Raw genomic sequence first — 21193 nt, 5'->3', positions numbered from 1 at the left:
GACAGCGTGAGCAGGCTCCAGGTCGTCAGTGGCAAGGGTGGTACCGGTAAGACGACGGTCGCCGCCGCCCTCGCCCTCGCCCTCGCGACGGAGGGGAAGCGGACCCTCCTCGTCGAGGTCGAAGGCAGACAGGGCATCGCACAGCTCTTCGAGACGGAGGCCCTTCCGTACGAGGAGCGGAAGATCGCCGTCGCACCGGGCGGCGGCGAGGTGTACGCGCTGGCGATCGACGCCGAGCGCGCGCTCCTCGACTACCTCCAGATGTTCTACAAACTGGGCAGCGCGGGACGGGCCCTGAAGAAGCTCGGCGCGATCGACTTCGCGACGACGATAGCGCCGGGCGTACGGGACGTCCTGCTGACCGGCAAGGCGTGCGAGGCGGTCCGGCGGCGCGAGAAGGACGGCCGTCCCGTCTACGACCACGTGGTCATGGACGCGCCGCCCACCGGCCGCGTCACCCGCTTCCTCAACGTCAACGACGAGGTGGCCGGCCTGGCCAGGATCGGCCCGATACACAACCAGGCACAGGCCGTCATGCGGGTCCTCAAGTCCCCCGAGACGGCGGTCCACCTGGTGACCCTCCTGGAGGAGATGCCGGTCCAGGAGACGGCGGACGGCATCGCGGAGCTCCGCGCGGCCGAGCTGCCGGTGGGGCGGATCGTGGTCAACATGGTCCGGCCCCACGTCCTCGACGAGGCGGCGGTACGGGCCGCCTCCGGCGACCACCGGGAGGCGGTCGCGAAGACCCTGGCCTCCGTGGGCGTCACGGGCGCCGCGACGCTGGTCGAGCCGCTCCTCGACCAGGCGGCCGAGCACGCCCGGCGGGTGGAGCTGGAACGGACCCAGCGCACCGCCCTGGAGGGCGTCGGCGTGCCCCTGCACGAGCTTCCCCATCTGGGGGGCGGGGTGGACGTCGCGGGTCTCTACCGGCTGGCGAAGGAACTGCGGAGGCAAGGGGTGGGCGCGTGACGGACACGGAGAGGACCGCCCCGGGCGGGTTCGGCACGAACCCCGCCCCCGGCGGGCCCGGTACGGACCCCGGCGGGCCCGGTGCGGTCACCGGCGGGGGCGGGGGCGGCACCGTGCCCGTCCTGGAGCTGGACCCGCTGCTCGACGACCGGGGCACCCGCATCATCGTCTGCTGCGGCTCCGGCGGGGTCGGCAAGACGACGACGGCGGCTGCCCTCGGCGTCCGGGCGGCGGAGCGCGGGCGGCGCGTCGTCGTCCTCACCATCGACCCGGCCCGTCGCCTCGCCCAGTCGATGGGGATCGACTCCCTCGACAACACCCCCCGCAAGGTGGAGGGCATCAAGGGGTCCGACGGCGGCGAGCTGCACGCGATGATGCTGGACATGAAGCGGACCTTCGACGAGATCGTCGAGGCGCACGCGGACCCCGCGCGGGCCCGGGCGATCCTGGAGAACCCCTTCTACCAGTCCCTGTCGGCCGGGTTCGCCGGCACGCAGGAGTACATGGCGATGGAGAAGCTGGGGCAGCTCCGGGCGCGCGACGACTGGGACCTGATCGTCGTCGACACCCCGCCGTCCCGGTCCGCGCTCGACTTCCTGGACGCGCCGAAGCGGCTCGGGTCGTTCCTCGACGGGAGGTTCATCAAGCTGCTCATGGCCCCGGCGAAGGTGGGCGGCCGGGCCGGGATGAAGTTCCTGAACGTCGGCATGTCGATGATGACGGGGACGCTCGGGAAACTGCTGGGGGGTCAGTTCCTGGGCGACGTGCAGACGTTCGTGGCGGCGATGGACACGATGTTCGGCGGTTTCCGGACCCGTGCCGACGCCACGTACAAGCTGCTCCAGGCCCCGGGCACGGCCTTCCTCGTGGTGGCGACGCCGGAGCGGGACGCGCTGCGCGAGGCGGCGTACTTCGTGGAGCGGCTGGCCGCCGAGAGGATGCCGCTGGCCGGCCTCGTCCTCAACCGCGTGCACGGCAGCGCGGCCGCCGGCCTTTCGGCGGAGCGGGCGCGGGCCGCCGCGGAAAATCTTGAGGAGGGGAGCATGGTGGATCAGGGGGACGGGAAGAATCGCCTGGGCGGCTCCCCGGCCACCGGCCCCGAGCCGTCCGAACTCGCCACCGCCGCCACCGCAACACCCGGTGAACCCGCCGGACCCGCCGGACTCGAGGCTGCCCCCACAGCCGACCCGGCCGCACAGCACGACGACGTACACGACGACACCGGTACAGCGAACGAGGCGCCTCACGACGTCGCGACCGACGAAGTTCCGGCGCACCCCACCACGGGAGACCTGGCCCCCGCGGACGACGACGGCGTGGACGCGGCCGTGGACGTACGCCGTCTCACCGCGGGTCTTCTGCGCCTGCACGCCGAGCGCATGCGGGTGCTCACCCGCGAACAGCACACGCGTGACCGCTTCACCGCACGCCACCCCGAAGTGGCGGTGGCCGAAGTGGCCGCCCTGCCCGGCGATGTGCACGACCTCGCCGGGCTGCGGGCCATCGGTGACCGTCTCACGGCCGGACGAACGTCTCCGGTCTGAGCGGATCACCCTCTCGCACGTCGGGACGACCGGCCCTCTGCGCGTCTCCCACGCGCCGGGGCTCCGTCCCCGTGCGCGCCCTTCCGCACGCCGGGCGCCTGTACCGGGCGTCCGCGCCTCTACCGAGCGTCCGCGCCGGACGCCGTGTGCCGGCGCCGTGCGCCGAAGGCGGAGTTCCGGTCCCGGTGCGCCTGCGCCTCGCGCCTGCCCGCCAGGAGCGCACTCCCGGCGCGTTCAGCCGACCGCCGCGTACTCCTCGTACGTCGCGTCGTCCTCCATCGCCACGGGCAGCAGGCCCGCTCCCCGCTCGTACTCCGTACGCGCGGTCTCCAGGAGCCGGCGCCACGAGGTGACGGTCGGCCTCCTGCGCAGCAGGGCACGGCGCTCGCGCTCCGTCATGCCGCCCCACACGCCGAACTCCACCCGGTTGTCGAGAGCGTCCGCAAGGCACTCGGTCCGCACCGGGCACCCGGTGCACACCGCCTTGGCCCTGTTCTGCGCCGCTCCTTGCACGAAAAGTTCATCCGGATCGGTAGTGCGGCAGGCCGCCTGCGCACTCCAGTCAGCTACCCAGCCCATACCGGCGCCGTCCTCTCCCGAATCGAGGCTCCCCCACGGCGGCAGCGGCATATTCACCGCTGCCAGTTGGGACGTTACGGAAGGCGGGCACAGCACAACACCCCCTTCGGGCCCAATCTTGGATGGCCCGAACGGACTATGCGTGCGCGTGAGATCACCCAGGGGAGTGATCGATGGACATGCGTGGAATAACGGACATACCACGTGGATATGCCCTTCCTCTCCGGGGTCACTTGGGACGCCGGGTGACGCACGTGCCGGAATCGGACACGGAGCTTCCGCGTTTCGGGTTCACGGGAGTCCATGTCGCCGTCACACCCGGGTCCTGACGCCGGACCACACCGCTGTGACAGTTGTGAGCAGCTTAGGCCAAGGCATATACGCGTGTCCGGCGAATGAGAACGTAGGGTGCTCCCATGCCAAAGAAGCGCTCGGGCGGCGGTCTGACCGGGACCCAGCAGGCCGCCAAGTTCCTCGGTGTCAGTGTGCTCTCCGGAGCCGTCCTCGCGGGCATCGCCCTGCCCGCGGCCGGCGCGCTCGGACTGGCCGCGAAGGGCACGGTGGAGGGGTTCGACGAGATCCCCTCCAACCTCAAGACCCCGCCGCTGAGCCAGCGCACCAAGATCCTCGACTCCGCGGGCGGGTTGATCGCCACGGTGTACTCGCGGGACCGGACGGTCGTCCCGATCGAGAAGATCTCCCCGTACATGCAGAAGGCCATCGTCGCGATCGAGGACGGACGCTTCTACGAGCACGGAGCGGTCGACCTCAAGGGCGTGCTGCGCGCGATCAACCGCAACGCCCAGTCCGGCGGGGTCTCCGAGGGCGCGTCCACCCTCACGCAGCAGTACGTGAAGAACGTCTTCGTCGAGGAGGCCGGTGACGACCCCGAGAAGGTCGCACAGGCCACCCAGCAGACCATCGGCCGCAAGATCCGCGAGCTGAAGTTCGCGATCCAGGTCGAGGAGGAGCTGGGCAAGAAGAAGATCCTGGAGAACTACCTCAACATCACCTTCTTCGGCCAGCAGGCGTACGGCATCGAGGCCGCCTCCCAGCGGTACTTCTCCAAGCACGCCGCCGACCTGACCCTCGGCGAGGCGGCGATGATGGCCGGCCTCGTCCAGTCGCCCAGTCGCTACGACCCGATCAACGACGTCCAGGAAGCCACCAAGCGCCGCAACGTGGTCCTCCAGCGGATGGCCGACGTGAAGGACATCAGCCAGGCCGAGGCGGACAAGGCGAAGGCCGCACCGCTCAAGCTGAAGGTGAAGGCCCCGAAGAACGGCTGCATCACCGCCGTCAACGGCGCCGGCTTCTTCTGCGACTACGTCCGCAAGACGATCCTCAGCGACCCCGTCTTCGGAAAGACGTCCGAGGAGCGCCAGAAGCTGTGGAACCTGGGCGGTCTCACCATCAGGACCACGCTCAGCCCGCGCGCGCAGGCCGCCGCCAACGAGGCCGCCACCGCGAAGGTCAACAAGGACGACCCGGTCGCCACCTCGGTGGTGCAGGTCCAGCCCGGCACCGGCAAGATCCTCTCGATGGGCCAGTCCCGCCCGTACGGCCTGGACCCGAAGAAGCACGAGACGACGCTCAACCTCGCCGTCAGCAACCGGATGGGCGGCAGCACCTACGGCTTCCAGGTCGGCTCGACCTTCAAGCCGATCACCGCCGCGGCGGCCCTGGAGAAGGGCATCAGCCCCGCCCAGACCTATACGACGCCGTGGAAGATCGAGCTGGACAAGAGCTCCTTCCGCACCTGCAAGGGCGCCCCCACCGGCAGCGACAAGTGGAAGCTGCAGAACGAGCTGGAGTCCGAGGCCGGCACCTGGGACATGACGGGCGCGCTCGGCAAGTCCATCAACACCTACTTCGCGCTCCTGGAGCAGCAGGCCGGTCTCTGCGAGACCATCCAGATGGCGAAGAAGCTCGGGTACGAGCGCGGTGACGGCCGGGCGATCGAGGAGAACGCCTCGATCACCCTCGGCGGCGAGGTCAGCACCCCCCTGTCGATGGCCTCCGTCTACGCGGCCTTCGCCAACCGGGGCCTGTACTGCACGCCGGTCGCCATCGAGTCGGTCAAGGCCGCCAACGGCGACAAGCTCAACGTGCCGCAGACGAAGTGCTCGCGGGCGATGAGCGACCGGACCGCCGACACGATCAACCAGATGCTGAAGGGCGTCGTCGAGGACGGCACCGGTACGAAGGCCGGTCTCAGCGACCGCGACAACGCGGGCAAGACCGGTACGACCAACGAGCGCATGGACGCCTGGTTCGTCGGCTACACGCCGAACCTGTCCACCGCGGTCTGGGTCGGCGACGACATCGGCAAGAAGGACACGTCGATGTTCCGGATCACCATCGGCGGCGAGTACTACGACAAGGTCTGTGGTGGCTGCCTCCCCGGCCCGATCTGGAAGATCGCGATGACGGGCGCGCTGGACGCCGGTCAGACCCCGTCCTTCGTCCCCGTCGACGTGCCGAGGGCCGAGACCCCCGCGGACAAGGACAAGGAGGGCGGCCAGGGCCCGAACAAGCCCGGGAAGCCGAACAAGCCCGCCAAGCCCAACGACGGCAAGCCGGGTGACCGGAAGCCGAACAACCCGTTCCCCGGCATCTCGTTCCCGCCGGGCATCTTCGACCGCTGACGGGACTCCGGGCCCACCGGGCCCGTGGACACGAGGAAGGGCGCCCCGCCGTGCGGGGCGCCCTTCCTCGTACTTTCGCGCGTCCTGCCGCGGCTCAGCCCGCGAGCAGCCTCTTCACGGCGGCGGCGACCCGGCCGCCCTCGGCCCGGCCGGCCACCTTCGGGTTCACGATCTTCATGACGGCGCCCATGGCGCGCGGCCCCTCGGCGCCCGCCGCCCTGGCCTCCTCGACGGCCGCCGCGACGATCCCCTCCAGCTCCTCGTCGCCGAGCTGCTTCGGCAGGTACGCGTCGAGGACGAGGCCCTCGGCCCGCTCCCGCTCGGCGGACTCGGGGCGACCGCCCTGGGCGAACGCGTCCGCGGCCTCGCGGCGCTTCTTCGCCTCCTTGGCGATCACCTTGCGCACCTCGTCGTCGGAGAGTTCGCGCTTGGTCGTGCCCGCGACCTCCTCCTTGGTGATCGCGGTGATGGTCAGCCGCAGGGTCGAGGAGCGCAGTTCGTCGCGCTCCCTGATCGCGGCGTTGAGGTCGTCCTGGAGCTTCGCCTTGAGCGTGGTCATGGGGCCAAGTGTGGCAGGTGCCGCCCCCGTACCGCCCGCGCATTTCCTCCGCGCGGGTCTGCGACGATGGGGAGATGCGCGCACGGTACGGGATTCCCCTGAAGATCACGGCAGGCCTCACGGCGACGGCCGCGGCCGGGCTCGTCTACGCGGCGGGCTTCGAGGCCCGCTCCTTCCGGCTCCGCCGGGTGACGGTCCCGGTCCTCCCCCGCGGCATGGGCGACCTGCGGGTCCTCCAGGTCTCCGACATCCACATGGTGAGCGGTCAGCGCAAGAAGCGGGCCTGGCTCCAGTCGCTCGCGGGGCTCCGCCCGGACTTCGTCGTCAACACGGGCGACAACCTCTCCGACCCGGAGGCGGTGCCGGAGGTCCTGGACGCGCTCGGGCCTCTGATGGAGCTCCCGGGCGTGTACGTCTTCGGCTCCAACGACTACTACGGCCCCAAGCTGCGCAACCCCGCCCGCTACCTGATGGAGAAGGCGCAGGGCCGCCACGGCCTCAACGGCAACAAGCCGGCCGTCGGCGCCGTCCACAACCCCTGGGAGGGCATGCGGGACGCCTTCGACGCGGCGGGCTGGGTGGACCTCACCAACACCCGGGGCCGGCTGAAGCTGTCGGGGGCCGAGCTGGCGTTCACCGGCCTGGACGACCCGCACATCAAGCGCGACCGGTACGACCGGGTGGCGGGCGGCCCGGACCCCGACGCCGACTTCACGGTGGGCGTGGTCCACGCGCCGTACCTGCGCTCCCTGGACGCCTTCACGGCGGACGGGTACGAACTGATCCTCGCCGGCCACACCCACGGCGGGCAGCTCTGCGTCCCCTTCTACGGGGCGCTCGTCACCAACTGCGACCTGGACACGGACCGGGTGAAGGGCCTCTCCACCCACACGGCCGGGAACCGCACCTCGTACCTGCACGTCTCGGCCGGCTGCGGCACCAACCGCTTCACCCCGGTCCGCTTCGCCTGCCCCCCCGAGGCCACCCTCCTCACCCTGACGGCCCGCCCCTGACCACGGGCCCCGCCCGACCTGCGGCGCCGCCCCCCGAATACCGGATTTCGCCTGAGCGCGCGCGTGGGCTAAAGTAATCGATGTCGCCGCGACGTGAACACAGAGCAGCGACATCGGGGTGTAGCGCAGCTTGGCAGCGCGCTTCGTTCGGGACGAAGAGGTCGTGGGTTCAAATCCCGCCACCCCGACTTCGTAAACGCAGATCAGGGCCGGTCTCCCTTCGGGGAGACCGGCCCTGATCGCGTTGTATCCGGGTGTCATCCGCGTGTGGTCCTGAAACGGGGTGTCACCGCTCGGCGGCGCTCTGCTGCAACAAATACGAGGAGACGAGCCGCACGGACCAGATGTGGGACGGCGTGCGAAAGCTGCGCGGCCGGCTGGACGAGGAGGACCAGACCGCGGCCGGCGACGTGCGCCTGCCGCGCGTGCTCAAGATCGGTGAGGAGTCCGGGGAGGCGGCGGAGGCCATCACAGGGGCCATCGGCGCCAACCCGCGCAAGGGCAACAGCCACACCCGGGGGAACGTCGAGAAGGAGCTGTGCGACGTCATCGTGACTGCCCAGGCGGCCCTGCTCACGATCAACCCGGAGGCGGAGAAGGTCCTGGACGCGCGAGTGCAAAGGCTCCTGGAGCGGCTGGACCTCGGCTACCCCTCAGCGCGAACGCACCGCCGTCCCGGAGTCCGGAGACCGGGCCCCGGGCAGCGGCATTCCCCGGCCCGGTCTCAGGCGGCGGGGCGCTCGGCCGTGACGAGGAGGGCGGCGGCAGGCCGGGGGCCGTCGCCGGCGGGCAGCTCCTCGACGCGGATGCCGGTGAATCCGGCCCGGTCCAGGACCTTGGTCCACACGTGCTCCTGCAGCACCCACCGGCGCATGGTGGCGCTCTCGCCCGCCGGGGTCTTCGCCGGCACCTCGGCGGCCGTGACGTCCGGCTGCGCGGCCTTGCCGGACAGGTACTGGGCGAGGGTGGAGAAGACCAGGTGTCCACCGGGGCGGAGCGCGTCAGCGGCGGCCGGGAGCAGCTCGCGGGGGTCGGTGAAGTCCACCGCCCCGAAGTGGCTGTAAAGCACGTCGTAGGCGCCCGGGTTCGCGCGAAGGTGGGCGACGACGTCCGCGTGGACGAAGTGCAGGCGCGGGGCGAGGTCGGCGTACAGGGCGGTGGCCATGCCGTGCTGGGCCGGGGACGCGTCCACGGCGTCGATCCGGTTCGGGGCGTGGTGCACGGCCAGGTGCGCGGCGTGCCGGGCGGCGCCGGCGCCGAGATCGGCCACGGTCTTGCCGGTGAGGTCGCCGAGGACTTCCGGGCCCGGTCCGTCCTGCTGGTCCCAGGCCCAGCGGAAGAAGTCGGGGACGGCGCGGTCCTGCGCTGCGCGGGCCCGGCCGTAGTGGTGCCATAGGTCTGTGGTCGTGGTCGTCACCCGCGTCATCCTGGCGGCGCCGCGCGGGGGCTGCTGCCGGTTCGGGCGAAAGTCACCCGGGCGTGCCTCGGCGGCCCGAGCCGTGGGCCCGGACCGCCGAAGGCGTCACGTGGGGGTCAGTGCGAGTCGTTGCCCGGGTGGCAGGGGCCGCAGTCGGCGGCGTCCTCCCACAGCGGGAGGACCACCTCCCGACCGGCGCGGGCGACGAGGTGGGCGGTCTTGATGACCGACCCGTCGTTCTTCATCTCGACCTCGGGCACGTGGTGCAGGAAGTGCCCGCCGTTGTACTTGTCGCACAGCTCGGCGTAGGCGACGGTGTCCAGGGTGATCGTGTGGGCGCCGATGTCGACCAGCTTGCCCGGGGCGAGTCCCAGGCCCCGGCCCCGGAGGGGCATGGCAGTGAGCAGGTAGGCGTAGCCCTGGCCGAGGACGCGGGTGGCCATGACGGAGTCGTACGGGCAGTCCCGCATCAGCAGGCCGACCTGCTTCTCCCAGAGGTCCGCCGGCACGATGTCACGGGGGGAGCGGACCGGCCCGGTCACCGGGTCGGTGGTGACGGGGGTGTCGGCTGCGGTTGCCATGGTGCCTCCCTTGGACGGTGCCCCACGAGATGAGGGGCGGTATGACGAGAACACCTCGTCCGGCACCCGGTCGGAGACCAACTGGCTTTTCCTGCAAGGCGTTTGCACGTTGTGCAAGCGGCCTCGACGGGTGCCGTTCCGCGCCCGTACCGTGGTGACCCCCGGTCGTGCAGCAGGGGGAGGGACCAGTGCCCGGTGACCCGCTCTGGAACAACGCGAAGGTCAGGGAGCTGGTCGCCCGGCGACAACCGGGCGGACTCGTACGGTTGGGCCGTGAACACCGAGGATGGACGCTCGCCGAACTCGGCGAGCGTCTGGGGTGCTCGGCGGCGACGGTCTCGCGGATGGAACGCCGTACCCGGGCGACCGACCTGACGCTCGTCCACCGGGCCGCCTCCACGGTGGGCGTCCCTCGACACGTCCTGGTGAGTTCTCTGGCGCCCCCCGCTCCTTCCGGACAGGCCGGCACTAGAGTGACGGCCCGTCCGGACGCCGAGGAGGACCCGATGCGCCGCCGCTCGTTGCTCGCCGCCACGGCTACCGTCCCGGCCACCATGCTGCTCGGCATGGACCGGGCCCTGGCCGACACCCCGCCACCGACGGGCAGGGGTGCCCTGGACGCCCGTGTGGCCTCCGCCCGCGACCTCTACGACAAGAGGGGGCCCACACGCAGCTCCTCGGGCTGCTGCCGGGCCTCCTGGCCGACGGGCACGCCGCTGCCTCCTCGCGCCGCGAGCTGGACCAGGCCCGCATGTCCTCCGTCTACAGCCTGAGCGCCGCCCTGCTGATCAAGCTCGGCTCGTACGAGCAAGCCCGCCTCACCGCCGACCGCGCGCGCACCTGGGCCGAAGTGTCCGAGTCCCCGCTCGCCGCCGCTGCCGCCTGCCGCTCCAGGCGCCTGCCGGGCGTCTCTTCCCCATCGGCCCGGCCGCCGTGGATCTCTACGCCGTCGGCGTCCACTGGGCCCTCGGCGACGCCGGCGCCGCCTTGGAGGCGGGGCGGAACCTTCGGCCCGAGCATTTCCCCACGGCCGAGAGGAAGGCACGCCTGGGCACGGACATGGCCCGTGCCTGGTGGGCGTGGGGCCGCCCTGAGCAGGCCGCCCGCGCCTTGCTCGACGCCCACCGTGCGAGCCCCGGCGAGGTGAGGGACCGCCCCGCGATCCGCGGCATCGTGACCGAGTTGGCGCGGCGGCACCCTCGTGCCGTTGGCGTGCGGGAGCTGCACGTCGCCGTGTCCGCCCCGGCGAGCTGAGAACGCCGCCCGTCGGACCCCACCGGGTCCGGACAAGCCTCGCTTCCGGCGCCGAGGGGACCCGGTCGGCCGTCGATCCGGTCCGAGTCGGCACTCGCCCGGGGGCGGGCCGGACGTCGGAGGGGACGTCCGGCCCGCGGTGGCCCGGGTCAGATGACCGGGGGGCGGCCCAGCTTCGTCATGCGGAGGACCGTGGACCAGCGCATCGGGGTGCGGGGGCCGCCGGAGCGGCGGACGCCCTCCGCGAAGCCGGCGAACCAGGCCCTGAGGCCCGTGAGGGAGCGGGTGCGGGCCAGGGTGAGGAGGGTCCAGACGCCGAGATAGACGGGGACGAGGGGGGCCGGCAGGTTGCGCTTGGCCAGCCAGACGCGGTTGCGGGCGGTCATCCGGTAGTAGACGGCGTGCCGGGCCGGGCTGGTCCTCGGGTGCTGGAGGAGGAGTTCCGGCGCGTACACGACCTTCCAGCCCGCGTCGAGGGCGCGCCAGGCGAGGTCGGTCTCCTCGTGGGTGAAGAAGAAGTCCTCCGGCCAGCCGCCGATCCGGTCGAGCATCCGCATCGACAGGCCGTGGCCGCCGCCGAGGAAGGTGGTCACCTCCCCGCCGCGCAGGGGGTCCTTCGCGCCGAGCCGGGGGACGTGGCGGCGCTGGGTCTCACCGGTCTCGTCCGCGATGCGGAACGAGACGACGCCGAGGTCCGGGTCCGCCTCGTACAGGTCGGCCAGGCGGCGGAAGACGTCCCGGTCCACGAGGAGGCCGTCGTCGTCGAGGTCCACCACCACGTCGACGTCGCCGAAGCCGCGCAGCGTCTCGATCGCCACGTTCCGGCCGCCCGACACGCCCCGGTTCTCCGGGAGTTCTACCCCGATCACGCCTTCGGGCAGCTCCGGCAACGACCCCGTGCCGTTGCCGACGACCACGATCCGGGCGGCCGGTTCGTCCTGGTCCGCCACGGCGTCGAGCAGCGCCCGCAGCTCGGTGGGGCGCGTGCCCATCGTCAGTACCGCCACACCCATACGGGGTCGTGCCACGTTCCACTCCGTCCCGTGTCCGCCGTCCGTCGACAGCAGTCCCGGAGCGCGATGCTAGCCGCCCGGCGACACCTTCCGTTCATCCGTGCCACGGGCGCCGTGCACGGCGGGGGCCCCGGGACGGGGGAGGGCGGCGAGGACCGGGGCCGCTCGGCTCTACGCTGGTCCTCTTCCGAGAGGTTGATCGATCTTCGAAAGGGTGGTCTCCAGGTGCTGGTCGCGGACCGATATCGGCTTCACGTGTGTATCGGCCGGGGCGGCATGGGCGAGGTGTGGCAGGCCACCGACGAGGTCCTCGGCCGGGACGTGGCGGTGAAGCTGATGCTGGCGAACGCGGCCGACCCCTCCGCGGGGGACCGGTTCCGCCTGGAGGCCCAGACCGCCGCCCGGCTGAGCCATCCGCACGTGGTGGGCGTCTTCGACTTCGGCACGTGGGACGGGAAGCTGTTCCTCGTCATGGAGCTGGTCGAGGGCGACAGCCTCGCCGGAAGCCCGTCCGAGCCCCTGGTCCTGCCGCCCGAGCGGGTCGCCGTGGTCGCCGCGCACGCCGCCGCCGGACTCGCGGCCGCGCACCGCCAGGGCGTGGTGCACCGGGACATCAAGCCGGGCAACCTGCTCGTCGACGCCGAAGGCACGGTGAAGCTGGCGGACTTCGGCATCGCGCGTTTCGTGGACGACCCCTCGGCGGCGCTCACGACGACGGGACAGATCGTGGGCACGGGCCTCTATCTGGCGCCCGAACGGGCCCTCGGCCAGCCCGCCTCGTCCGCCTCCGACGTGTACTCGCTGGGCTGTGTGCTCTACCAGCTCCTGACCGGCAGACCCCCGTTCCGGGCGGACACCGCGACGGCCCTGCTGTACCAGCACATCGACACCCCGCCGACGCCGCCCGCGCACCTCGGGGTGGCGCTGCCGCCCGAGTTCGAGTCGTACCTGCTGAGCCTGCTGGCCAAGCAGCCCGAGCAGCGGCCCTCCGCGCAGGCGATCGCCGACTGGTTCTCCTCCGGCGCCTGGCGCTCCTACGGGCACCCCGCCCCGGCCCGGTCCCACGCCCCGCGGCACCGTCCCGCCGGGCCGCCCGCCGCCACCGGTCCCTCGCCCATGCCCCTGCACATGGCCGCGCCGACCCCGCCGCCGGCGACCGCTCCCGGGTTCGCCGCCGCGCCCCCCGCCCGGCGGCGCGAGCGTCCCGCCGCCCCGGCCACCGGTACCGGCGGCGGGCTCGCGGAGCTCTCCCGGCGCCGCCCGCGCAAGACGGCCGCGGTGGCCGGGGTCATCGCCTTCGTGGTCTTCCTGCTCATCGGGATGTCCTGGCTCTCCTGAGTCCCGCGACCGGCCGGCGGGCGGGCGGAACGCCGGGTCCGGGCGTTCCTTCGCGGTCACCGGCGACGGCCGGGCCGCGCACGGGGGTACGTACGGAGCGGGGCGGGTCCGCTGGAGGCCGTCCGGCCCCCGGGACGCGTGGCCGGGCACCCGCCGGGCAGGCGGGGCTTCCGGCGCGCGCCCTAAGGGGCTTCCGCGAGGGCGAACAGGCCCAGGCGCGCTCCCTCCTCGTACGCCCGGCGCAGTTCCGTCCCGTCGAGCGCCTCCCCGAGCGCCCGCCGGCTGCGGTCCCGTGACGCCGCGCAGGACGCCGCCGGACGGTACGCGTCCCCGAAGACGGAGGTCCGCAGCACGTCCACGGCGCCCAGGAGACGGGCGGCGGAGACGGGCTCCCCGGTCATGAGGCGCAGTTCGGCGAGGAGTTCGGCCGCGCCGGACGCGCCGGACGCCGAACCGAGCGTCAGGTGGTCCCGGAGCGCCCGCCGGGCGTGCCCGACGGCCCGCTCCCCCTCCCCGTCCCAGGCGAGGAGTCCGGCACGCGCCTGGTGCGCCCAGGCGTCGGCCCACAGGTCCCGGGCCGCCCAGGCCCGCCGCCCCGTCCGTTCGAGCGGCAGCCGGTCCAGGGCCTCCTGCGCCGCCTCCGGGTCGGTGCGGCCGAGGGAGAGGGCGAGCGCGGACCAGCACAGTTCCCGGGTCGGCCCGATGTCCGGGTCCTCTCCCGTCAGGGCCAGCGCCTCCCGGAACTCGGCCGCCGCCGCGCGCGTGCGTCCCTGGAAGAGGGCGGCCGAGCCGCGCAGGTGGGCGAGCAGGCCGAGGCAGCGGCCGTCGCCGTCCCGTACGGCCGCCGCCCAGGCCTGGACGAGGAGCGGGTCGGCATCCGCCGGACGGCCCGCCTCCAGTTCCAGGTAGGCGGCGAGCCACAGGGCGCGGGCGGGCGGTGGTCCGGAGTGCAGGGCGAGGGCGTGGCGCAACCGGGCCCGGCCCTCCTCGACCCGTCCGCAGGCCACCCACAGGAACCACAGGGTGACCACGATCTCGACGGCCGTGCCCGCCTCGGCGCGCGGGGACAGGGGCGCGGTCGTCGGGTCCATGGCGACGGCCAGGTCGGGGAGTTCCCGCAGGGCGAGGTCGCGGGCGTCGAGCTGCCGGCCGCTCTGCCAGCGGTCGGCGGCCCGCCGGGCGAGCCGTACGCACCACCGGCGGTGGTGGAGGACGACGGTCCGGCGGTCGCCGCGTTCGGTGAGCCTGCGGGCGCCCACGGCGCGCATGGGGTGGGGCATCCAGTAGCGGGGCACGGCCTCCTCGCCGTCGAACAGGTCGTCGACGGGCAGGAGCGCGAGGGGGGCGAGCCGGTCGAGGGCCGCCCGCACCCGGGCCGGGGGGAGCGCGTCGGAGGCGCACACCGCGCGGACGGCGTCCCGGCCGAAGGCGCCCTCGAAGACGGAGAGCCGTTCCCACAGGAGCCGCTCGTCCGGCCCGCAGCCGGCGTATCCGCTCTCGGCCGCGGCGAGCTGGTCGGCGGACACGGGCTCGCCCCACACCAGCTCGCCCCTCGGGTGCGGCCCGGCCCCGGACACCGTCCCGGCCCCGCCTCCGGCCGGACGTCCGCTCCCCCGTGGCTGTCCTGTCATCCTCCGCCCTTCCCCCGGTACGCGCGTCGTGGTGTTCCCGGAACCCCGATGGCCCGGAACCGACCTCCCGGGTTTACCAGGGATCGGCGGAGGAGACGCGGGGACAGCGGGAAATTCGTCACGGGAGGGGTGCGCGCGGCGGCGATTCGCGCGCCGGGGGCGCTCCCGCATCGCGATCAACCCCGCATCACGGACATTCCCGCCGCCGGGGCGTTCCGGCGGCGGGGCGCCCCGGCGGGGCCGGGCGGGGCCGGGGCGTCCCGGTGGATTCGGGGGGCCGGCGGATTCTGGAGGGGCCGACGGGTTCGGGCGGGCTCCGGGGCCTCAGGCCGGGCGGGAGGCCTTGACCGAGTACATCAGGGGGACGCGGGGGCGGTCCGCCGGGAAGCGGTAGTAGCCGTCCTCGTGCCGCTGGAGCGTGTCGTAGCGGGGGACGAGCGAGACGTCGTGCTCGTGCAGGAACTCGATGCGCAGGCCCGCCCGCGCGAGCGCGGTGACGACCTCGCCGACCGGGTGCACCCACTCCACGCTGCGGTTGTGGACGGTGGGGGCGGCGAGGTCGGCGTACGTGCCGGGCGTGGTGTCCACCCACGGGTCGCGGACGAAGTAGTCGTGCACGACCCGGCCGCCGGTCTCGTCGTCCAGCGAGTCGGTGAAGGGGTGGAACTCGGCCACGTAGAGGAAACCGCCGGGGGCGACGAGCGAGGCGGCGGTCTCCGCCCAGCGTTCGAGGTCGGGAAGCCAGCACAGGGCCCCGACGCCGGTGTAGACGATGTCGTACGAGTTGTCGGGGACGGCCCCGGCCGCGTCGTACACGTCGGCGGCGACGAAGGCGGCCCGGTCCTGGGTGAGGCCCAGGTCGGCGGCGAGCGAGCGGGCCGTCTCGACGGCCGGCTCGGAGAAGTCCAGGCCGACGACGCGGGCGGCGCCGTGCCGGGCCCAGGAGAGGGTGTCGAGGCCGATGTGGCACTGGAGGTGGAGCAGGGTGCGGCCGGTGACGTCGCCGACCTCCGCGAGCTCGAAGTCCCGGAGGGCGTCCTTGCCCGCGCGGAAGGCGTCGAGGTCGTAGTAGGGACTGGCGGCGTGTATGGGGACGCGCTCGTCCCACCTGGCACGGTTGGCCGCGTGCCAGTCGTCGGGGGTCGGGGAGTACATGCCGGGAGGTTATCCACAGGCTGAGGAGGCCGCGACCCGTTTGTCGGCCGCGCGGAGCATGATGGTGGCCATGACTACCGAGAGCAAGGAATTCGACACCCCCGTCTGGGAGCAGCGTTTCCGGGCACCCCGCGTCTCCCTGCCCGAATGGGCCGAGGAGGCCCCGGACCGTTCACTGTTCGTGTCCAACGCGACGGGGACGTACGAGCTGTACGCGTGGGACCGGGCGACCGGGGAGCAGCGGCAGGTCACGGACCGGCCCAACGGGACGACGGACGGAACGCTGTCCCCGGACGGCGAGTGGATCTGGTGGTTCGCGGACACCGACGGGGACGAGTTCGGGGTGTGGATGCGGCAGCCGTTCGCGGGCGGCGCGGACGAGCCGGCCGTGCCGGGCCTGGCCCCCTCCTATCCGGCGGGCCTGGCCATCGGCCGGGAGGGCACGCTCGTGGTGGGCCGCTCCACGGACGAGGACGGTTCGACGGTCCACCTCGTGCGGCCCGGGGCAGGCGCCCCGGTCGAGATCTACCGGCACCGGGAGTCGGCCGGGGTCGGGGACCTGTCGTACGACGGTTCGCTGATCGCGATCGAGCACACCGAGCACGGGGACGCGATGCACTCGGCGCTGCGGGTGCTGCGCGCCTCGGACGCGAGTGTGGTGGCGGAGCTGGACGACACCAAGGGCGGCACGGAGGAGCTGGGGCTCACGGTCCTCGGCTTCGCGCCGGCGGCCGGGGACACCCGCCTGCTCGTCGGCCACCAGCGGCGCGGCCGGTGGGAGCCGATGCTCTGGGACGTGGCGACGGGCACCGAGACGGACCTGCGGCTCGACCTGCCGGGCGACGTGTCGGCGGAGTGGTACCCGGACGGCTCCGGCCTGCTGATCGTGCACGGCTACGAGGCCCGCAGCGAGCTGTGGCGGTACGAGATCGCCACCGGCGCGCTGGTGCGCGTGGAGACCCCGGCCGGTTCCGTGTCGAGCGCGACGGCCCGGCCGGACGGGAGCGTGGAGTACCTGTGGTCCTCGGCCGCCGAGCCGCCGGTGGTGCGCTCCACGACCGGCGCCGTCGTCCTCGACCCGCCCGGACCGAAGGCGCCGCCGTCGGTGCCGGTGGAGGACGTGTGGGTGGACGGGCCCGGCGGCAGGGTCCACGCGCTCGTGCAGCGCCCGGCGGAGGGCGAGGGCCCGTTCCCCACGGTCTTCGAGGTGCACGGCGGCCCGGCCTGGCACGACAGCGACGCCTTCGCGTCGGGCCCGGCGGCCTGGCTGGACCACGGATACGCGGTGGTGCGGGTGAACTACCGGGGCTCGACGGGCTACGGCCGGGAGTGGACGGACGCGCTGAAGCACCGGATCGGCCTGATCGAGCTGGAGGACATCGAGGCGGTCCGCGCGTGGGCGGTGGCGAGCGGGCTCGCGGACCCCGAGCGGCTCGTCCTCTCCGGCGGCTCGTGGGGCGGTTACCTCACGCTCCTCGGCCTGGGCACCCGGCCGGACTCCTGGTCGGTCGGCCTCGCGGCGGTCCCGGTCGCGGACTACGTGACGGCGTACGAGGACGAGATGGAGGCCCTGAAGGCGCTGGACCGGACGCTCCTGGGCGGTTCCCCCGAGGAGGTGCCCGAGCGGTACGCGGCCTCGTCGCCGCTGACGTACGTGGACGCGGTGAAGGCGCCGGTGCACATCTCGGCCGGCGTCAACGACCCGCGCTGCCCGATCCGCCAGATCGACAACTACGTCGACCGGCTCGCGGCCCGGGGCGCGGTCCACGAGGTGTACCGGTACGACGCGGGCCACGGTTCCCTGGTGGTGGAGGAGCGGATCAAGCAGGTCGCCCTGGACCTCGCGTTCGCCGCGAAGCACCTGGGGACCCGGCCGGTGGACACGGGGACCCGGGCGGCGGGGAGCTGAGTCGTCTTGCGTACCGTGGGGGGGGTGTACCGGTTCCTGAGAACACCCCGCTGGTGGGGGATCAACGTCTTCGTCCTCCTCGCGATCCCGTTCTGCGTCTTCATGGGGACCTGGCAGCTGGGGAAGTTCGAGGACCGCGTCGACTCCCACCGGGAGGCCGGGGACCGGCCCTCCGCGAGCACGCTGAGGCCCGCGCCGCTGGACTCCCTGCTGCCGGTGGACAAGGAGACGTCGGGCCGCCCGGCCGAGGCGCGCGGGCGGTTCGGGGAGCAGTTCCTCGTGCCGGACCGCGAGCTGGACGGCAGGAACGGCTCGTACGTCCTGACGCTGCTGCGAACGGACGGCGGCCGGTCCCTGCCGGTGGTCCGGGGATGGCTGCCCACGGGCGCGAAGGCGCCCGCGCCGCCGCCCGGCGAGGTCACGGTGGTGGGCGCGCTCCAGGCCTCGGAGAACCCGGGCACGAAGGGCGTGCGCGCGGCGGGCGGGCTGCCGGAGGGGCAGCTCGGCATGATCAGCGCCGCTGCCCTGGTGAACGTGGTGCGGGACGACGTCTACGACGCCTGGGTCACCCTCACGGACTCCCCCGCCGGCCTCACGCCGGTCCCGGCGGCGGCCGCCGCGGGAACGGGCCTGGACGCGAAGGCGTTCCAGAACCTCGGCTACACGGCGGAGTGGTTCGTCTTCGCCGGCTTCGTCCTCTTCATGTGGTTCCGTCTCGTGCGCCGCGAGGCCGAGGCCTCCCGCGACGAGGCCCTGGGCCTGTAGGAGCCTGACGGGCGACCCCGCCCGGAAGGCCCGGGTGCTCCGCGACGGGACCGTCCGGACGCGGGACCGACCGGGCACGGGAGCACCTGGAGACGGGGCCGCCCGGACACGGGACCGATCGGGGACGGGAGCACCGGGGACGGGAGCACCCAGGCACGGGGCCGCACGGGCACGGGGCCGCACGGACGCGGGAGCCCACGGATGCGGGAGCGCCGGAGGCTCAACCGCCACAGGGCCCCATCGGCTCACCACAACGGGAGCCCTGGCAGTTCACCGCCACGGAGCCCCGGAGGCTCACCGCGACGGAGGCCTGGCGGCTCTTCGCGATCGAGCCCCGGCGGCTTCCCGTGACGGAGCCCCGGGCCCGTGGGGTCCGGGGCTCCCGTCTCAGGAGGCGTCCAGGAGGCCCGTGCGGTAGAGGGTGCCGGAGCAGGCGGAGGGGACGGTCACCGACGCCGAGGGGCCGCCCGGCTCGGCGGTGTGGCTGACCACGACGCCGCCGGCCGCAGGGGCCTCGTCCGCGCGGATCAGCTGGGGGGCCGGGCCGCCCTCCGCACCCGCGCCCGCGCCCGCTTCCGGGCCGGAGCCGGGTCCGGCACCGGAGCCGCCGGAGTCGGTGCCCGGGGTGGGGTCGGGTCCGCCCGGTTCCGTCGGCGGGGTGGTCGTCGGGGGCGGAGTGGTCGGGGGTTCGCTCGGTTCGGTCGGTGTCGGCGTGGGGGTGACCCCGGTCGTCGGACAGGACCCGCTCGGGACCCAGACGAACCTCACCTCGTAGGAGCCGTTCGGCTTCAGGAGGAGCGCGGACGACTCCCGCGACGGGTCGGGCAGTCCGCTTCCGTCGCCGGAGGAGTGCCGGACCACCGCGATCCGGCCCGGATCGGCCGCTCCCCGGGCCGTGAAGCCGACGAGGCCGGCGCCGTCCACGCGGCAGGACCGGCCGGAGACGTTGGCGACGCGGAAGCCGCCGCGCACCCTGCCGCCGGCGTCGGGCCCGCCGGCGTACGCGGCGCTGACGCCGAGCTGGCCCGCGGTGCACCGTCCGGAACCGGCGACCGGGCTCTGCGCGTTGTCCGGGCCGCCTCCCGTGGGGCCCGCTCCCGGCTGCCGCGGCTTGCCGGAGGGGTCACCGGTCCCGGTCCGCGTCGGGGAGGCGCTGCTCGCGGGGGTTCCGGCGCTCCGGCCGCCCTCGACACCGGTCTCGATGCCGGTGCCGCCCTGGGCCTCCTCGCCGTGGCCCGCGTTCACGGGGCTGGCCGCGGTGGTGCCGCCGGAGGCGGCGACGTGCACGAGGGCGGGGACGGCCGTTCCGATGAGGACCGCGGCGGCCGCGGCGCCCACGACGGCCTGCCGCTTGCGGGCACGCCGGGCGGGCACGGCGCGGTGCAGGTGCTCCAGCGAGCCGGGGGAGGGTTCCAGCCCCGCCACGGCGCCCTGGAGCAGCAGCCGCAGCGCCAGCTCCTCGTCGCCGTCGCCCTCGCCGGGCCCGGGCTCGATGTGCACCATGCGCCGTCCACTCAGCTCGTCACGTTCTCCACGGGCACGGGGCCCGGAAGTGTCGTCCTCGCGTCCCTCCGCCGCGCCGTCCCCGGCCGACACGCCGTCCCCCGGTGACACTCCGTCCCCCGGGGCGGACCCCTCCTCGGGGCCCGTGCCGTTCTCGCCGCGTACCCGGCTCATGTCGTCGCTCCCATCACGACGCGCAGCGCCGCGATGCCCCGCGAGCCGTACGCCTTCACCGAACCCAGGGATATCCCCAGCGTCTCGGCCACCTGGACCTCGGTCATGTCCGCGAAGTACCGCAGGACGAGCACCTCGCGCTGCCTCCGCTGGAGGCCGCGCATCGCCTTGATCAGGTCGTCGCGCTCCAGCAGGTCGTACGCCCCCTCCTCCGCGCTGGCCATGTCCGGCATCGGCTTCGAGAGGAGCTTGAGGCCGAGGATGCGGCGGCGCAGCGTGGACCGGGAGAGGTTCACGACGGTCTGGCGCAGGTAGGCGAGCGTCTTCTCGGGCTCGCGCACCCGCTTGCGGGCCGAGTGGACGCGGATGAAGGCCTCCTGGACGACGTCTTCGCAGGAGGCGGTGTCGTCGAGGAGCAGCGCGGCGAGGCCGAGCAGCGACCGGTAGTGGGCGCGGTAGGTCTCGGTGAGGTGGTCGACGGTGGTGCCGACGGCCGGGGAGCCTTCGGCGCCCGTACGGGGCGAGGGGATGCCGTCCACCTCCGTGGCCCGGGAACCGGTGGACACGGGGACGATCACCGGCGCTCCGGCGTGTGCGCGCGGGCGCCCGGACGGACCGGTCGCGGAGCGGCGCACGGCACCGACGGGGACGCTCCGCGCGGGGAGCACCGCCGTGCCCCCGCCGCGCGGCGGGGCGATGGTCGCGATGTCGAGTACCTCTGCCACGCCTGTTGGACCCGCTTCCCCCCGGCGGGGTTGTACGCGCGCGCCGTCTTTTCCGACGGCGGGTTGTTCGTCCTCATGCGTCACCGTTCTCCCCCGATGCCCCGATGCTCCGCCCGCCCCGCTTCCCGGCCGTGCGGCCCGTGCCGTGCGGCGCGTGCCGTGCTCGGGGTGCCCGCAGAGACGCGTCCCGTTCGGCTTCCGGTTGCGGGAGGGGGAAAGAGCATCGTCAACCACGACATCACCGCAGTTCAAGGGGTTTCTGACGCCTTGTTGCTCACAGCTCGTTCACAGATCCCACAAATCCATGACGAGTGGTTCCGGGGTCCACGACCCGCGACCCGGAGTGCGCGATGCGCGGGCGCCGGGCGCGGGCGGCCGGGGCGGTGGGAAAAGCCGACCGCCCCGGCCGGCGGGCG

General features: G+C 73.6%; 18 protein-coding genes and 1 tRNA gene. 9 read left to right on the top strand and 10 right to left on the bottom strand.

Features of this window, described 5'->3' with window-relative positions:
• The first annotated feature begins 6 nt into the window (after positions 1–6).
• Together bagA and bagB are read left to right on the top strand one after the other, a co-directional pair.
• Complete coding sequence (gene bagA, locus ACZ3IL_RS11390) at positions 7–969, top strand: ATPase BagA (protein ID WP_467388954.1); 963 nt, start codon at positions 7–9, stop codon at positions 967–969.
• A 113-nt stretch (positions 970–1082) separates the two neighbouring features.
• The gene (gene bagB / locus ACZ3IL_RS11385; RefSeq protein WP_467389296.1) at positions 1083–2513 is read left to right on the top strand and encodes an ATPase BagB; all 1431 of its coding nucleotides are present in this window, start codon (positions 1083–1085) and stop codon (positions 2511–2513) included.
• A gap of 234 nt (positions 2514–2747) precedes the next feature.
• Here bagB and ACZ3IL_RS11380 read toward each other — a convergent pair whose 3' ends face one another.
• Positions 2748–3092, bottom strand: a complete 345-nt coding sequence (locus tag ACZ3IL_RS11380; RefSeq protein WP_030495795.1) for a WhiB family transcriptional regulator — start codon at positions 3090–3092, stop codon at positions 2748–2750.
• Between the two features lie 416 nt (positions 3093–3508).
• On the opposite strand from ACZ3IL_RS11380, the gene ACZ3IL_RS11375 reads away from it, so the two are divergent.
• Positions 3509–5740, top strand: coding sequence for a transglycosylase domain-containing protein (locus ACZ3IL_RS11375; protein ID WP_467388952.1), 2232 nt, complete (start codon positions 3509–3511; stop codon positions 5738–5740).
• A gap of 94 nt (positions 5741–5834) precedes the next feature.
• Here the strand turns inward: ACZ3IL_RS11375 and ACZ3IL_RS11370 are convergent, their stop codons facing one another.
• Positions 5835–6299, bottom strand: coding sequence for a GatB/YqeY domain-containing protein (locus ACZ3IL_RS11370; protein ID WP_467388950.1), 465 nt, complete (start codon positions 6297–6299; stop codon positions 5835–5837).
• Positions 6300–6373: 74 nt separating this feature from the next.
• Here ACZ3IL_RS11370 and ACZ3IL_RS11365 point away from each other — a divergent pair, with 74 nt between their 5' ends.
• Positions 6374–7312, top strand: a complete 939-nt coding sequence (locus ACZ3IL_RS11365) for a metallophosphoesterase (protein ID WP_467388948.1) — start codon at positions 6374–6376, stop codon at positions 7310–7312.
• Between the two features lie 114 nt (positions 7313–7426).
• Positions 7427–7500 (top strand) — tRNA-Pro (locus ACZ3IL_RS11360).
• A 98-nt stretch (positions 7501–7598) separates the two neighbouring features.
• On the opposite strand, the gene ACZ3IL_RS11355 is transcribed toward ACZ3IL_RS11360, so the two are convergent.
• From ACZ3IL_RS11355 to ACZ3IL_RS11345, 3 genes are all read right to left on the bottom strand, one after another.
• Entirely contained in the window at positions 7599–7793 is a 195-nt protein-coding gene (locus ACZ3IL_RS11355) for a hypothetical protein (RefSeq protein ID WP_467388946.1), read from the bottom strand.
• Positions 7794–8036: 243 nt separating this feature from the next.
• On the bottom strand, positions 8037–8738 hold the full coding sequence (locus ACZ3IL_RS11350; protein ID WP_467388944.1) for a class I SAM-dependent methyltransferase: 702 nt from the start codon (positions 8736–8738) through the stop codon (positions 8037–8039).
• Between the two features lie 107 nt (positions 8739–8845).
• Positions 8846–9310, bottom strand: a complete 465-nt coding sequence (locus ACZ3IL_RS11345) for a glycine-rich domain-containing protein (RefSeq protein WP_467388942.1) — start codon at positions 9308–9310, stop codon at positions 8846–8848.
• Between the two features lie 188 nt (positions 9311–9498).
• Here ACZ3IL_RS11345 and ACZ3IL_RS11340 point away from each other — a divergent pair, with 188 nt between their 5' ends.
• Positions 9499–10083 (top strand): helix-turn-helix domain-containing protein, encoded by a 585-nt coding sequence (locus ACZ3IL_RS11340; RefSeq protein ID WP_467388940.1) that lies wholly within the window; start codon positions 9499–9501, stop codon positions 10081–10083.
• 630 nt (positions 10084–10713) lie between these two features.
• On the opposite strand, the gene ACZ3IL_RS11335 is transcribed toward ACZ3IL_RS11340, so the two are convergent.
• Positions 10714–11592 (bottom strand): glycosyltransferase family 2 protein, encoded by an 879-nt coding sequence (locus ACZ3IL_RS11335; RefSeq protein ID WP_467388938.1) that lies wholly within the window; start codon positions 11590–11592, stop codon positions 10714–10716.
• A 240-nt stretch (positions 11593–11832) separates the two neighbouring features.
• Here ACZ3IL_RS11335 and ACZ3IL_RS11330 point away from each other — a divergent pair, with 240 nt between their 5' ends.
• Entirely contained in the window at positions 11833–12915 is a 1083-nt protein-coding gene (locus ACZ3IL_RS11330) for a serine/threonine-protein kinase (protein WP_467388936.1), read from the top strand.
• A 182-nt stretch (positions 12916–13097) separates the two neighbouring features.
• Here ACZ3IL_RS11330 and ACZ3IL_RS11325 read toward each other — a convergent pair whose 3' ends face one another.
• The gene (locus ACZ3IL_RS11325; RefSeq protein ID WP_467388934.1) at positions 13098–14546 is read right to left on the bottom strand and encodes a tetratricopeptide repeat protein; all 1449 of its coding nucleotides are present in this window, start codon (positions 14544–14546) and stop codon (positions 13098–13100) included.
• 324 nt (positions 14547–14870) lie between these two features.
• Positions 14871–15701, bottom strand: coding sequence for a class I SAM-dependent methyltransferase (locus ACZ3IL_RS11320; RefSeq protein ID WP_467388932.1), 831 nt, complete (start codon positions 15699–15701; stop codon positions 14871–14873).
• A 70-nt stretch (positions 15702–15771) separates the two neighbouring features.
• Here ACZ3IL_RS11320 and ACZ3IL_RS11315 point away from each other — a divergent pair, with 70 nt between their 5' ends.
• Both ACZ3IL_RS11315 and ACZ3IL_RS11310 read left to right on the top strand, forming a co-directional pair.
• Positions 15772–17610, top strand: coding sequence for a S9 family peptidase (locus tag ACZ3IL_RS11315; protein ID WP_467388930.1), 1839 nt, complete (start codon positions 15772–15774; stop codon positions 17608–17610).
• 24 nt (positions 17611–17634) lie between these two features.
• Positions 17635–18375 (top strand): SURF1 family protein, encoded by a 741-nt coding sequence (locus tag ACZ3IL_RS11310; RefSeq protein ID WP_467388928.1) that lies wholly within the window; start codon positions 17635–17637, stop codon positions 18373–18375.
• 387 nt (positions 18376–18762) lie between these two features.
• On the opposite strand, the gene ACZ3IL_RS11305 is transcribed toward ACZ3IL_RS11310, so the two are convergent.
• Positions 18763–19878: a hypothetical protein gene (locus ACZ3IL_RS11305; RefSeq protein ID WP_467388927.1), complete on the bottom strand. Its 1116-nt coding sequence runs from the start codon at positions 19876–19878 to the stop codon at positions 18763–18765.
• Positions 19879–20048: 170 nt separating this feature from the next.
• Positions 20049–20777 carry a SigE family RNA polymerase sigma factor gene (locus ACZ3IL_RS11300; protein ID WP_467388925.1) on the bottom strand — a complete coding sequence of 243 codons (729 nt, stop codon included), beginning with the start codon at positions 20775–20777 and terminating at the stop codon, positions 20049–20051.
• Between the last annotated feature and the right edge of the window lie 416 nt (positions 20778–21193).

Source organism: Streptomyces sp. NPDC014907 (genome assembly GCF_055562975.1).
Note: the sequence above shows the minus strand (reverse complement) of the source record. Positions and strands in the feature narration are given on the sequence as shown.